At 42.7% G+C, this 14,200-nt stretch carries 9 protein-coding genes; 4 read left to right on the plus strand and 5 right to left on the minus strand.

Annotation, left to right across the window (positions count from 1 at the left end):
• Positions 1-9 precede the first annotated feature (9 nt).
• Together LEP1GSC192_RS01475 and LEP1GSC192_RS01480 are read left to right on the plus strand one after the other, a co-directional pair.
• Positions 10-1,872: an ABC-F family ATP-binding cassette domain-containing protein gene (locus tag LEP1GSC192_RS01475; protein ID WP_020768363.1), complete on the plus strand. Its 1,863-nt coding sequence runs from the start codon at positions 10-12 to the stop codon at positions 1,870-1,872.
• 195 nt (positions 1,873-2,067) lie between these two features.
• Positions 2,068-2,763, plus strand: coding sequence for a hypothetical protein (locus LEP1GSC192_RS01480; protein WP_036088799.1), 696 nt, complete (start codon positions 2,068-2,070; stop codon positions 2,761-2,763).
• Between the two features lie 40 nt (positions 2,764-2,803).
• Here the strand turns inward: LEP1GSC192_RS01480 and LEP1GSC192_RS01485 are convergent, their stop codons facing one another.
• Genes LEP1GSC192_RS01485 through LEP1GSC192_RS01505 form a run of 5 tightly spaced genes read right to left on the minus strand, consistent with a single transcriptional unit; the run spans position 2,804 to position 11,176 of the window.
• Positions 2,804-5,248 carry a hypothetical protein gene (locus tag LEP1GSC192_RS01485; protein ID WP_020768024.1) on the minus strand — a complete coding sequence of 815 codons (2,445 nt, stop codon included), beginning with the start codon at positions 5,246-5,248 and terminating at the stop codon, positions 2,804-2,806.
• Positions 5,242-6,423 carry a hypothetical protein gene (locus tag LEP1GSC192_RS01490; RefSeq protein ID WP_020768088.1) on the minus strand — a complete coding sequence of 394 codons (1,182 nt, stop codon included), beginning with the start codon at positions 6,421-6,423 and terminating at the stop codon, positions 5,242-5,244. Before LEP1GSC192_RS01490 ends, LEP1GSC192_RS01485 begins: the two co-directional genes overlap by 7 nt.
• Entirely contained in the window at positions 6,413-8,320 is a 1,908-nt protein-coding gene (locus LEP1GSC192_RS01495; protein ID WP_369749976.1) for a FecR domain-containing protein, read from the minus strand. The genes LEP1GSC192_RS01490 and LEP1GSC192_RS01495 overlap by 11 nt, the downstream gene beginning before the upstream one ends.
• Positions 8,215-8,532 (minus strand): hypothetical protein, encoded by a 318-nt coding sequence (locus LEP1GSC192_RS20015; protein WP_020768134.1) that lies wholly within the window; start codon positions 8,530-8,532, stop codon positions 8,215-8,217. The genes LEP1GSC192_RS01495 and LEP1GSC192_RS20015 overlap by 106 nt, the downstream gene beginning before the upstream one ends.
• Positions 8,516-11,176, minus strand: coding sequence for an adenylate/guanylate cyclase domain-containing protein (locus LEP1GSC192_RS01505; protein WP_020768248.1), 2,661 nt, complete (start codon positions 11,174-11,176; stop codon positions 8,516-8,518). Before LEP1GSC192_RS01505 ends, LEP1GSC192_RS20015 begins: the two co-directional genes overlap by 17 nt.
• A gap of 217 nt (positions 11,177-11,393) precedes the next feature.
• Here LEP1GSC192_RS01505 and LEP1GSC192_RS01510 point away from each other — a divergent pair, with 217 nt between their 5' ends.
• Positions 11,394-11,849 carry a peptidylprolyl isomerase gene (locus tag LEP1GSC192_RS01510; RefSeq protein ID WP_020768317.1) on the plus strand — a complete coding sequence of 152 codons (456 nt, stop codon included), beginning with the start codon at positions 11,394-11,396 and terminating at the stop codon, positions 11,847-11,849.
• A 124-nt stretch (positions 11,850-11,973) separates the two neighbouring features.
• A complete protein-coding gene (locus tag LEP1GSC192_RS01515; protein ID WP_020768244.1) occupies positions 11,974-14,199 on the plus strand; it encodes a PAS domain S-box protein in 2,226 nt (741 codons plus the stop codon).
• Position 14,200 lies beyond the last annotated feature (1 nt).

The raw sequence follows: 14,200 nt of genomic DNA on the forward strand, positions 1-14,200 counted from the left end.
CTGGAAGCGATGAATCTAATCTCCGTAGATAAGGTCGGAAAATCCATCGGCGAAAAACAGCTCTTTCAAAACCTAAGCTTTGGGATAGATGAGGGAGAAAAAACAGGATTGCTTGGGATCAACGGATCCGGAAAATCCACTCTACTTAGGATCTTACTCGGAATGGAAGAACCGGACACAGGTAAAGTTGTCCGCAATAGAGAACTTAAAATTTCATTCTTATCCCAATTCCCGGAATTCGATCCGAATAAAACGGTATTAGAACATATACTTTCGGGTTCCGGGATACTTTTGGATACGGTAAGAAGGTACGAAAAAGCTTGTATCGAATTGGAAAACGGCGGAGATGAAGCCGAAAAAGAATACCATCTTGCAATGGAAGAAATGGATTCTAAGCAAGCTTGGGAATTGGAATCCAAACTCAAAAATATATTAAGAGAACTGAATATACCGGATCTATCCCGAAGGATGGGAGAACTTTCCGGGGGAATGGCCAAAAAAGTGTCACTTGCACAGGCCTTAACGGATGAGTCCAATTTTTTAGTGTTAGACGAGCCAACCAACCACCTGGATATAGACGCGATTCTTTGGCTCCAAGAATTTTTAAAAAATACGGATAAAGCGGTTTTGCTCGTTACACACGACAGATACTTTCTGGAAGAGATCGCAAATCGTATCTTAGAAATTGATAGAGGGAACTTCAGGATCTATCCGGGAAATTACGATCTTTATTTGGAAAAAAAAGTAGAGATACAGGCGATAGAAGAAAAGGAAGAAGCAAAACGAAAATCCTTTCTTAGAACGGAGCTGGAATGGCTTAAGCGTCAGCCTAAAGCAAGAGGGACGAAACAAAAGGCAAGAACGGACCGTGTTATCGAAGTTCTGGAAAGAAAAAAGGCAGGTAAGGATATCGTCCTCGATATTTCCGTTTCCGGCAGAAGGCTTGGCGGAAAAATATTAGAATTAAAGAATATTAAAAAATCTTACACAAACATGGAACTGATCTCCGGATTTTCCTACGTATTTAAGAGTAAGGAAAGGATCGGAGTTGTAGGCCCTAACGGTGCCGGGAAAACGACACTTCTAAATTTGATCACCGGGAGAGAGAAGGTTGACTCCGGAGATGTGGCAACGGGTGTGAATACAAGTTTCGGATATTTCGATCAACTTAGCAAAGAACTCCCAGGGTCCAAAAAGGTATTGGAATACGTAAAGGAAGAGATCGCGCCGACGATCAAAATGAATGATGGGACTTCTTGGACAGCGTCCCAGTTTTTGGAAAGGTTTTTGTTTCCTCCTCAATTACAACAAACCAAGATAGAAAGACTGTCAGGCGGTGAAAAGAAAAGGTTATATCTCATTCTACTTCTTATGAAAAATCCGAACTTCTTGGTTTTGGACGAACCTACAAACGATCTGGACATTCCCACACTCTCAGTGCTCGAAGAATTCCTGGATGATTTTCCCGGTGTCGTGCTCGTAGTTTCTCACGATCGTTACTTCATGGACCGTGTTACCGATTACTTATTTGTGTTTAAAGGAGAAGGTAAGATAGACAGGTTCCCGGGAAATTATTCCGAGTATTTGGAGTATAGGGAATTCGAGGAAAAGGAAGCGAAGAGCGGGGTTCCTAAGCCCAATGAAAAACAAGCAGATAATAAGAAGAAGGGACTAAGCTACCAAGATAAAAGAAAACTGGAAATATTGGAAAAAGAGATCCACTCTTTGGAAACGGAAGAGAAGGAGCTCGTCCAACGCTTGCAATCATCGGACCCTGAGCTGGCCAGAAAATCAGGGGAACGTTTGACTCAGTTACAAGATGAATTGCACCTGAAGGTAATAGAATGGGAAGGGCTTGCTTCCAAAGAATAGAATCTGCTCTAATCAGCCAATGCCGTGGTGTTCCAGAATAAGAACCTAAATCCTGCTAGCTAAATTAGACACTGTTAAACGAACTAATCCAAAGTGATTAGTTTTCATTACGGAATATTCCGAATTTTATGATTTTTGTTCCTTTGTCTCGCTCGTTGCTTGACTAAAAAAAGAACAAGAAAGATCTTCCATCCTATGAAACGTCTGACGGTGCTTTTTCTATTTTCTTCTCTTTCTTTTACTAATTGCGGCAGTGGACCAAGCCAAGATCTAAGCGGCTTACTATTATTATTGGCCGGAGGAGGAGGGGGAAATTCTACTTTTCATTGTGGTCAGACAGTTGCGAATCCGGTTTCAGTCTCATTCGGTGCCTCGAGCGGAAATTTTGTGACTGAATCAGACTTACTTACAGCTCTAGGCGGAGATAATTGCAGTACTCCTAGTCTTACAGATAATAATAATGGAACGGTTACAGATTCAGAGAATCGTTTCATTTGGACACTTTGTGTACTCGATAATGCTTCAGACGCTCCGAATACCTTTACCTCTCCAAATTGCAGTGACTTCGATGCAAATGATTCTAGTTTTAATCAGACTAACGCTTTGACTACTTGTTCCAATTTGACATTCGCAAGCCGATCTGATTGGATTTTGCCAGATGCAATCCAATTGCATTCCCTTCGAAGTACAAGTTCTCCCTATGTACTCGGAGCTTTTGGAACTGCAAATAATTCTTTAGGGGATTCTCAGACTGCTTGGTCCAGCACCATTATTAACGGTACAACAGAAACTCTAGGGATCACTGCACTTTATGAGGCTACAAATGTGTTTCGGGCATTTACACCTAACAGCGTAAGCGTAACAACTGTAGTTTGTGTCGCAAAATATTAATAATATTTAAAATTCTTAAACCTTGTTAATGGTTGTTAATTTAAAAACAACCGGCATCGTCTAACTCGAAAGCTCCGATCGTATAACCTGCCGAGCCGCTCGGAGTAGTTCCGCCAAACGAGGTCGTTCTAGTTACCGGAGTTCCGATGACTGCATCTAATTTATAAAATGGATCGAAACTATTCAGATAGCCGGAAGTTTCCACTCCACCGAATGCAATCGCGCATGGTCCGCCGTTGGAGGGGGTCATCGCTAACCAAGGTTGCGTCAGAGGATATCCGTTGAAGGTTGGCGTTGAAATAAAGTTTTGATTGGATCGATTTGCTGTGAGCACATCGTTCATGAATGCTGTTGTTACGAGGCAAAGTCCGCTAGAGTTAAACGTTCCGTCTCCGCAAAAAATGGAAAAGTTTGTGGAACCCGCTGCCACAAATATTTTTGTACCAGCTGCACAAGATAGATTATTTCCTCGGAATGTTGCATTAATTGAAGGGGTATTATCAAAAGTAGCACATACTCCGTTAGGCCCCTGAGCCATGATCAAATTATTCGTCATTTGTGCATTTGTTCCTGAACCTGACATGAAGATCCCGTAATTTGATCCGCCGGATGCACCTGCAGAATAGATCGTATTCCCTGCAATATAGTATTTTGTATTCGGAGAATCTTCATAACTATAAATTCCGTAAGTATAAGTGGAAGTTACTGTACCATCCGAATATTGACGAAAGTTCATCGTATTGTTAATGATTGCGACAGCGGGATCATTATAACTTGTAAGGCCGATTGCTGCCGAAGTGAATCCTTTATCCCCACTAATTCTATTTCGGAATAAAAACGCAGTGGAGTCATAGTTATAAACTCCATAAGAAGTATCTGCTCCGAAACCACCCTTAAGCACGTTTGTATCTATCTGATTATTCGATTTTGAATTTAGTAGATAGATAGCTCCACGGATACCTCCCGCTGCGGAATTTTCCAATCCGAGCCCGCCTTGTCCTCCGGTAATATAATTTCCGAAGATAAAAGAATAACTATTTGCATCTCCATTTATGATACGGATACCGAATGAGAATTTTTTTGTCTCATCCGCAAAAATACTGAATCCTTGTACCACATGCGCTTTAGAGGTATCCCCACTCATTCCGTTTGGTGAGATCATGATTGGAGCACATTCATTCGTGCCTAAGGTGCTTCCTGCACATTGTGCCAGAGTTCGGTTATCAATAATGCGGGTTGGCGTTATATCCATATTTTGTATGGAATACGAAGGATCGAAACTTCCTAAAAGTCGTACTCCCCCTGTAGAAGTGAGAGAGATGGGTGACGTTGTACCTGAAATGATATAATCGCCGCCTTCAACAAATACCGAACAAACGCCGGAAGCAGAACATTGATTAACCCCCGTTTGTATCGTTTTACATGAATCGCTAGGGTCTGCACAGCTATTGCTATCATCGCCGTTCGTATCACTTACGAAATAAACATCACCGTCCATCATTCTGACCGTCACCGACAGTGCGGCCCCATTGTTCGCCGCAGCCACTGCATCCGCACAACCTGTCAGAGTAAAGTTCACTTGTAGAGGGAAAGTTAGAGCTCCAAAAGACCAAGGTAAAGGGGTCGGAGCTATCCTGGCATTATTTCCAACATAAGTCACACCAGGGCCTCCGCTAGCCGTTCCTGCGGAATAAGGAGGACCTCCTCCGGTTGAATCTAACACACAACCGGTAACAGGGCCAGAGAAAGTAAATGTCATCATCTTGGTGGAAGGCATAAATCCGCCTGCAGCCACACTTGTTTTCATTAGACTTAAACAGCTAACCTGTAGGTTTACATCCGCTCCACTGATCGTCCCATTTGCAGGGGAGGTAACAACCTGACAGGTATGTGTAGAAGGAACTGTAGGAACCGCACCTATAGTGATATTATAAGGAAGACCGTCTCCGACATCGAAACTGACGGTTCCGTTGGAGGTCCTAGTTTTTAGGTCCGTGCCATTATTATAAATTTGTAAATTTGTATTGTTTGTGCTGTCTATTCCCGTGACGCTTACGTTGGCCTTATACCAATTCTCCGCGCAGTTTACGACGAATGTAGTGCTCGCAAAAGTAAGATTGAGGTTAGGATTGCTAATGATGCAGGTTTGTGTGGGAAGTGTTGCAGGCTGTGATACAATGGTTAAAGTGTAAACGATATTCGGATCAAAAACCCCGGTAAACGTATCGGAACCGGCTGCAGTGAACGTCAGCTGTTCTCCTGTGAGGGCTAACTCCACAACAAGCGTTCCGGAGTTGGTTAAGCCGTTTACCTGTACGTTCAACGGAAAGGAAGTCCCTGTTAAATAGGATACAAAATTAGATATGTTCATAAAATCTAAAAGACCCGATTTTTTAGGACGGCTATAACAGCCCATCGTATTCAAAGTAAAAACGATCAAAAGAAGCGAATATACTTTTGGGAGAAAATTCTTCAAAGTTACCATGCGAATTCCACTCCTAATTCCATTCTCTGTTGTAGAAGATAAGAATTTCCGGAAGCGTACGTAGCCGCTTTCTCCGATTCTATTGCGTTCCTTAGGATCGGAGAAACTGTTACGGGGGCGTCGGTGCCTTCCACTTTTACTTGTTTAGGTCCCGGGAAAAATCCGGCGTCTACCACGTTGATTATATAAAAAAATCCTAATATTCCTAACGCGATTCCTAACTGGTTATATTCCCCTACGGCGCTGGAGTATTTCGGTGAGATTTGTGTATAATTGTACAATGCCAAATTGAATAATGCAGGATCCCCTGATTGTAAGAATGCGGAGTTGTATAAAATGTTACTTTGTCTTGCGGCATCCAATTCATTAATGGAGCTCATATAAGAACTTCCTCTTGCTGCAGCGTAACCGCCGGCGACTAAAACCAAACTGGGGAAAATAGCGGTCCTAAATGCGGATTTTTTTTGGTAATACTGTCCCCATCCTGGAAGGACTGCGGATCTTGCCGCTGCCCCGAGATCGAAAGTTCCCGAGGCTCCTGAATAAGAGGATTTGGATTCTAACGCCGCCAATTCGTCTTCAGTCTCCGCGACGAAGAAATAATTTTCCTTTTCCGTAGATTTATTCCGCGGATTTTCCAAACGTAAGGAAACTGCACCTTCCGGAGCCTTTTTCTTATCTATGGTAACTACCATAGTTTCCGAATTTTTAATATCAATGGACTTAACGGGGATCTCATTCCCTTTAGAATCTTTTAATATTACTTTTGTAGCTTCAGTGAAATGTTTTCCCTTGATTTCGAAACTTTCGGGCATGTCCTTGGTTAAGAATTTATTTTTTTCTGCGGCGATCACTTCGGGTTTTTGGGAAAGAATAACTTCGAAAGGGATCCAAGCGGAAAAGACGGACACTCTACCGTACTTGTTTAATACGCCTATTCTGTGTTCGTAAGCGCCTGGAGGTAATTCCAATTGGATCTGAGATGCATTCGTTTTTTCTCTGGTAATCTTTCCACGAGAATCTTTGATCTCTACTTGGTAACCGCCTGCGTCCGGAATAGGTCTCCATTCCAGTTTTACACCTTCTTCCTTTGCACCAAGTGAAAGAGAGAAAAAAAGGAAACCGACTAAAAGAGCCGCAATCGTATTAGATTTTTGGAATCTTTTATTCAACATAAAATTCCTTAGGAGTCAAGATCTCCGGCGCTTTGAAAGTGGCGGACATGATGACTTCGAAATCCCGGGTCAAAGGAAGGGTGGTACGGAGTTGTCCGGAGCTGTCCCTGTATTTTGCGCTCAATCTCCACTGGTATTTTCCTTCCCTTAACCTATACAACTCTCGATAGTCGTAGGATTCTCCCTTAATTTCCTTTTTGAATACGGTTTTTAGGGTTTTTTGATCCGCCTCTAATAGCTCCAATATGTATGCCTCGGATTCGCCTTCAATTTCCCAATAAAATGACAAACTTGCTTTCTCATCCAGATCTATCTTATCTCTATCCCGTGGATATACAGGAGATACAAACGGAGCAGAGTCCGAGGTCCTAAACCCGGAGGAAGGACTGCTTGTCAAAACCTCTCCCTCCGGCGAAAGAAGAGTAACTTTCCAATAATAGTCCCCCGGACCCGCAAGGGGCACTGAATTTTGTCCAGATCGCACGGAGGTTTCGTATATCCTAGAAACGAAATTAGGATCTTTAGAAACTTCTAATTTATAAGTTCCGCTTGGATCCGGTCTATCCCATCTAAATTGTAATTTACCGTCCATCGGATGTCCTAACTCGGATCCATCCTTAGGAAAAGAGAGTCTGATAACACCTAGAGGTTTTAAAGTGAACTTACCAATCGAAGAAGAAATCTCTCCTTCAGAATTAGAACTTGCTTTAATTCTCCAGAAGAATATACCTTCCTTCCAATCCAGATCCGGTTTCATAAAATTCGCGTTAGTCGATTTGGAGAAAAGAATATTTTTGAAATCGGAATCGGCGGCTATTTCCAGGGAATAAGATTTGAATTCCTTGTTGGAGCTCCAACTGAAGAAGGAGCCTGCTTTGAATATACGGATCCCTATCTCTTCTCCTTGCAGAGGTTTTAGAAGTTTAGGAGGTTCTGCCTGTTCCGATTTACGTAAAACGAAGGAGATCGCATCCGAGCTCATTTCGCTGAATCCCTGTTTATCGGAACTCATTTTGACACGAGCGAAAAATTGTCCTTCCGATCTAGGTTCCCATTTCAAAAAACCTGCGGCAGAATCTCCGGAATAAACGATTTGTTTAAAGTTCGCGTCCGAAGATACTTCCAGTTTATATTTGGTCTGGGAATCGAAAGTATTCCATTGGAATCGGACCGGAGGTGCGGTTTCCGTATACGAGAATACTTCCTTATTGTTAGGTGAGAGCAGTTTGGGTTTATTCCAAGAAACTAATTTAAAGTTTTTGGAAGAACTAAATTCGTCTTTTCCCGACTGAGGATTATTTCCCGCAACTCTCCAATAATAAGAACCGTTCGGAAGAGAGATGGAGGCGTTCGTTCCGATTGTATTCAATTTTTTTAAACCGGTTCTAAAGCCTGAATCTCTGGCGATTTCCAATCTGAACGTTTTAACACCTGGAGAATTCTTCCATTCGAACTTGATGGGGAGAGTTTCCCCCGATATAGGAAAGTAGGTCTTATCGGGAGGTAATACTGTTTCCAGATTTAATGAATGGACTTCTACTTTTCCGTCTTTTAGTTCCGCGGATTGATTTTTGCCTACGGTATTCTCTCCGGAAGAGGAGACCACTTTGGCTTCTCCTTTTTTTACTTCTAGATTTAGGCCTTTATTCTCATCCTTGGAAATTTTCAAATCCGAATTTCCGAGGGAGATCTTTGTATCACCGGAACTAATCTGTAAATTGCCCGATCCTCCGCCGGTCGCGGAAAGTGAGCCGGACACAAAACTGATCTTGTCCGTATCTTCCACTAGGATCATACTTCTTTCGTCCATTCGGATCTCTGCGGAATTTTCTCCATCAGTAAAAAGTAGTACTGCTTCGGAGCCTTCTTCCGTGCGGATTGTGTCCCTGTATCGGATCGGATCGGATCGGACTCGTCCAATTCCTCCCAGATGACTTCCGAATCAAGTTTTCTTAATATTTTGAGTTGTTTTGTCTTAAGTTGGCCAACGACCTTATTGGTCCCAGTTTTAGGTCCGGCGTTGGCATAAAGATATAAAAGCCCCGAAAAAAAGAGCAGTAGTAGAATCAAAGCAGTGACGACGACACGTCCGTCAGTCAAGTATTTCATACTTTAATTCCTCTTCCTCATCTCCTGTTTTAGTTTTTTTCTTGGATTCGTATTCTATTCCGAGCTTTTTTCTTAGCTCGCTTAGGTCCTTCGGACGATCCACATCGTCTTTTCTTCCTAGGACCGCATAAATGGTTTGCGGTTCTTCCTTTCCCTTCACCTTGATGGATTGCATTTTTTCGACCGCAAAAATATCCCTTACATGATCGAGTAGATCTTGTGTGATCAGAATATCCGTACCGAAAGGTTTGTTTAAAGCTTCCACACGAGAGGCGAGGTTCACTGCATCTCCGATCACTGTATATTCCAATCTTTCCTCGGAACCGATCTGACCTGCGATCACCGGTCCGAAATTGATACCACAACCGATCCGAATAATCGGCTTTTTATCTCCACCCCGTCCTTCATTGAACTTGATTAGCGCGGCTCTCATGAGAAGTGCTCCGTTTACTGCATTCTCCGCGTCCTGGTCGGAGGAACGGACGGCTCCCCAAGTTGCCATGATCGCATCTCCGATAAACTTATCCACAATACCGTGTGTATCGTTCACACAACGTACCATCTCGGTCATGTACTCGTTTAAAAATTCAACCACTTCTTCCGGTTGTAGTTTTTCCGATATGGAGGTAAAAGATCGTATATCCGAGAAGAAGATCGCACACATCTTTCTTTCTCCACCTAAGGTAAGTTCCTTGTTTAAAACCATTTCGGCGATCTCTTTGTTTACGAAACGGCCGAGTGCGTCTTTTACCTTCTCCCTTTCTTCCAGACCTTTTCCCATACTCACGAAATAATCGGTTAAAACGCCGATCTCGTCCTTTGTACTGGACTTGATCCCGATCCTGAAATTTCCTTTTGCGATCTCTACCGTAGCGGTCAGAAGTTTTAAAACAGGAATGGTAATTGTTCTCGCTAAGAAGAATACGATGATAAGTGCGATACAAAGTGCGATCGCCATGATAAGAAGGTTTTTGGTCTGGATCCGGTACACCATTTCGAAAACTTTTTCTTCAGGGACCGAGACGATCACTCCGGCCCCGCCAAAGCCTAATTTTTGGTAGGAACCGTAATATCTAGTTTTGGTGGAATCCTCGTACCTTGTCTGTTGGCTATCCTCTCTTACGGAAGAAAGCATTGTTTCGAAAATAGGCAAGTCCGCCCAATTCGTCTGAGAGGCAAGAAGTTGGAGATCATGATGTGCGATCAGGTCCCCGTCTCCATTGACTAAGAATGGGACGTTAATATCTTGTTTCTGGAATACGGCTAAAAGTCTTTCCGCTCGGATGATATAAAGTAGGATCGACTTACTCTGCGAATCATAGACTGAAATGGAAAACGTAGGTTCCTTAAAATTAGGAGTGAGATTGTCTATCCTTCCTCCCGACTGGATGGTTTTTAAAAAATAAGATTCTTTTTGGGAAACCGCCGCATCCAATTCTTCCCTATTGGAAGAGATCCCTTCTAAATATGAATCGTTGTACAATATCGTTCTTTTTTTGAGTTTGTCTCCTTCTGCGGAATAAATCCCGGCCAAAAGAAAATCCGGTTCGTTCCGAAAGAAAAGATCGGCATAAGCGCCAGGACCCTTCGGGTCCAAAAGTTTTTCCGTAAGAGTTTTACCTTTGTCACGAATATCCTTAAGATCCGATTTTACTTTGATCCCTAAAATATTTACCAAAGAAAAATTGGTCTCTAATACTCTTATCTCGTAGTTCTTTTTAAATTCACTGGACGCGTATAAAATGACGGTGGAAACCGTAACGGTGAGGAGCAGTGATATAACTGCCATTAATTTTAATTGAAGAGGGAATTTCGCACTCGTTGCCAGATCCGCACTCTCAGGAGATGGGGTAGGAGTGGATTCCTTTTTTGGAATATTCTTTTTTTCTGATGTTACTGCGGTAACTTTCGGCTCTTCCGATACGGGTGATTTTGTCCCTGATTCCTGTTTTTCATCCGAGAATACGGTGTCGAATGAAATAACCGGTTTACTTTCCAAGGTGCGGAAATTCTCCGCTTCTTGGAATTTTGGGACCTTCTTCTTTCCGTTGGAGTCCTTATGGCCGTTTTTGAAAACCCCAAGTTCGATTCCGGAAATAGCCAAAGGAAGTTCCTTTAAAAATATGGAAAATTCCCCTCTTGTAGGATCAGGGATCTCTTTGGGTGCCTTTTTGCGGGTAGCATAGGATTTGAATTCTCCTAAAAATCGAGTTTCCGCTTCTCCTTGTAGGCTTGGGAACCATGCGCCTAACTCTCCTGAGGCGATATGAGGATAGGAAGAAATTACCATTTTGGAAAGTATAACTTCCCATCTTTCTTCCACTTCTTCCGGGATCAAAAATAAGATATTGGATTTTCCCGCAGCAGAAATTAATTTCCACGCGGAGAAAAATACGGACTCGTTCGTTTTCGGTCCGGGAGGGATCTCTAAAGCAAAAAGTTTCCACTCTCCCGCATGTAGGACTTCTTCCAACTCTGTAACGAGAGAAGAACCTTTTTCCGAGAATACACAGACTACAGTTTTGATCCCTAGGTCCGCCCAGGCGCGAATTTCGTCCTGGTTCTGGATCTTATCAGTTGCTTTGGCCCAGAAGGCGACGGCACCGTTTGGTCCGAAGGGAATATATTTTGTAGATGATGGCATTTCGTTCCTAAGGAAAGTTCCAGAATAAAAATTCTCTTTTTAGAAAGCTAAAAAATCGATCCGTCTAGCGGAAAGTAGATTCTGGAAATCCTCCGTTAAATTATCGGAACAACAGCATTCTATATTGAAAGCAACTAGAATAGGTTCTCTCCCAATAAGGATACCTATTTAGTTGATTATACGGACATCGGTAAGAATCTGGATTTTGAGGATATTTATGGCAACTGCTAAGTTTACCACCAATCGGGGGACATTCTCCGTTTTATTGGAAGATGAGAAGGCTCCGATCACAGCCGGGAATTTCATCCAACTCGCCCAAAAAGGCTTTTATAATGGTTTGGTCTTTCACAGAATTATTGCAAATTTTATGATCCAAGGCGGTTGCCCACAGGGAACCGGAACTGGTGGACCGGGGTATAAGATCCAAGATGAGTTTCATCCGGATCTCAAGAATAAGAAGTATACTATCTCTATGGCCAATGCCGGTCCAAATACCGGAGGTTCTCAGTTTTTCATCAATGTGAGAGACAACCTTTATCTGGACAATCGTCATGCTGTTTTCGGACATGTGTCGGAGGGAGAAGATATTGTCCAAAGTATCTCCGAAACTCCTACAGCACCGGGGGATCGTCCTCTCCAGCCTGTGGTGATTGAGAAGATAGAGATCATCTGACGTATCCCTTATGGGATGCTTATTTCATAGACTCCACAAAAAAACGAAATATGCTTGAAAATATCCATATTTCGCCATAATTAAAACCCCCTGCCCGGAATTCCTGTTCCGGGTGGATCTATATATGGGTTTACCTTCTCCTATTTTTTCAGACTCAAGCCCGGAAAATCACAAATCCTTATTAGATTATATCCTTTCCAATTCTCCTATCGTATTGTTTTCCGCGGATGAAACCGGGCTTATGAATTTTGCCTCAGGCAAAGCCTTAGACATGCTTGGTCTGGATTCGAGCGCATTCATAGGAACTAACTTCGTACAACATCAATGGAACGCGGAAATCAGGGAAGAAGACGGTACCGTTCGTAGCCTGGAACAGACAGAGGCATTAAAACTTGTACTTTCCGGAAGAGAGATCAGTGCGGAGACCGTTTTTTTAGGAAGGCATTTTGCCGTACGGATCTCTCCTGCAATGGGGGAGGACGGAAAAGTGAAAGGGCTGGTCGGAGTTTCCCTGGACATAACGGATCGAAAGATTGCCGAAGATATATTAGAAAAACGTACTGTAGATTTTCAGACTTTGATAGGAGTTTTACCCGTAGTCGTATTTTCCATCTCTCCGGAAGGAAGGATCATACTCGCGGATGGAAAGGGTTTGGAGAGGTTGAAGATCAATCCGAAGGAAGTGGTTGGAAAGACCATTTTTGAAAGGGCTCAAAATCAACCGGAAGTTTTAGAAGCATTCTCCCAGGCATTGAAAGGGGAAGAAAGTATCTATCATACTGAAATTAACGGCCTTCTTCTGGAAACGAGGATGTATCCTCGGTTATCAAGAAGCGGTCGGATTCAGGAAATATTAGGAATTGTTTATGATATTTCGGATAGGATGGAATACGAGAAGAAGATCAAACAGAATGAAGAAAAATACAGGAGTTTATTCCAGAACAATCCCCAGATCATGTTCGTATTCGATAGATCCTCTCTTCAGATCCTTGCCGTGAATCGTACGGCTATACTTGCCTACGGATATTCCGAAGAGGAGTTTATCGGTAAATCGATAGCGGATCTTAGACCGGAGGAAGATCGTCCCCATTTATTCGAAGCGATCCGAAATCTAAAGGAAGGTCTTAATTCTTTTCCGGAAATGAGACATTTAAAAAAAGACGGCGACATGATGTATCTTGATATCGTCTCTTCTCCCATCCGTTTTCAGAATACGGATGCGGTTTTGGTTTCGGGTACCGATGTTTCCGAAAGGGTCAGGGTCACTAGAGAAAACCGGTTTAATTTGGAAGTCATCTCCCAGGTTAACGATGCGATCATCGCCCTAGACGGCGATATGAACGTCACTTATTGTAATGATTATGCGGCTAAAATGTACGAAGTGGATGCGGGGGAATGTTTAGGAAAACATTATACTACTCTTTTTAAGGAAGATTGGATCTCCGAAGAAAACTACCAGGCCGCTATGCAGGATTGGGAAAATTTAGGAGCCTCTAAAAGGGAACTGATCCATACTTTAAGATCCGGTAAAAAGATCACGATCGAAAGTAATTTCAAAAAAATTAATGCGGAAGGTTATTTGGTCCCGGGTCTCATTATGGTTAATCGGGACATTTCTGAAAAAATAGAATCCAGAAGATCTTTGGAAGAAGCGCTACAAGGTCTCGCAAAAACCAACAAAGAACTGGAACAATTCGCTTATATCGCTTCTCACGATCTACAGGAGCCTCTTCGGACAATCGCTAGTTATCTGCAACTGTTGGAGAGAAAATTCTCGGAAGAGATCAAACCGGAGATGAGAGAATTTATCCAAGTATCGGTGGAAGCCGCTAAAAGGCAACAAGGGTTGATCGAAAGTCTTTTGAGTTACTCCAGGATCGGTTCCGATTCCGTAAAAAAATCCAAAGGAGATGCGAACCGGATCCTGGACGAGGTTAGAAAGGATCTTTCTTCGGTTATACAAGAAACCAATACGGATCTGGTTTTGGAAGGTCCGTTTCCGGAAGTGTATGCGGATCAGGATCAGATCAGACGTTTGTTCAGCAATCTTATCTCAAACGGGATCAAATTCCGTTCCCCGAATAGGGATCCGGAGATCCATATTAAGGTAAAACATGTTCCAGGCGCAAACGTGTTTTCGGTTTCGGACAACGGAATAGGCATGGATTCCAAATACTTTGATCGTATTTTTATTATATTCCAAAAATTACATACTAGATCCGAATATCCGGGAACAGGGATCGGTTTGTCCATTTGTAAAAAGATCGTGGAAAATCACGGTGGAAAAATTTGGGTCCAGTCTTCCCCGGGACATGGATCCGAATTCTTTTTTACCCTGCCAGAGGTTTGAT

The organism is Leptospira sp. B5-022 (genome assembly GCF_000347035.1).
Taxonomy (GTDB): Bacteria; Spirochaetota; Leptospiria; order Leptospirales; family Leptospiraceae; genus Leptospira_B; species Leptospira_B cinconiae.

What these genes read in the sequence shown, in the direction of transcription:
- LEP1GSC192_RS01515 (WP_020768244.1), top strand. Translation starts at nt 11,974, where the DNA reads ATGGGTTTACCTTCTCCTATTTTTTCAGACTCAAGCCCGGAAAATCAC.
- LEP1GSC192_RS20015 (WP_020768134.1), bottom strand. Translation starts at nt 8,532, where the DNA reads ATGAAATACTTGACTGACGGACGTGTCGTCGTCACTGCTTTGATTCTA.
- LEP1GSC192_RS01510 (WP_020768317.1), top strand. Translation starts at nt 11,394, where the DNA reads ATGGCAACTGCTAAGTTTACCACCAATCGGGGGACATTCTCCGTTTTA.
- LEP1GSC192_RS01490 (WP_020768088.1), bottom strand. Translation starts at nt 6,423, where the DNA reads ATGTTGAATAAAAGATTCCAAAAATCTAATACGATTGCGGCTCTTTTA.
- LEP1GSC192_RS01475 (WP_020768363.1), top strand. Translation starts at nt 10, where the DNA reads ATGAATCTAATCTCCGTAGATAAGGTCGGAAAATCCATCGGCGAAAAA.
- LEP1GSC192_RS01485 (WP_020768024.1), bottom strand. Translation starts at nt 5,248, where the DNA reads ATGGTAACTTTGAAGAATTTTCTCCCAAAAGTATATTCGCTTCTTTTG.
- LEP1GSC192_RS01505 (WP_020768248.1), bottom strand. Translation starts at nt 11,176, where the DNA reads ATGCCATCATCTACAAAATATATTCCCTTCGGACCAAACGGTGCCGTC.
- LEP1GSC192_RS01480 (WP_036088799.1), top strand. Translation starts at nt 2,068, where the DNA reads ATGAAACGTCTGACGGTGCTTTTTCTATTTTCTTCTCTTTCTTTTACT.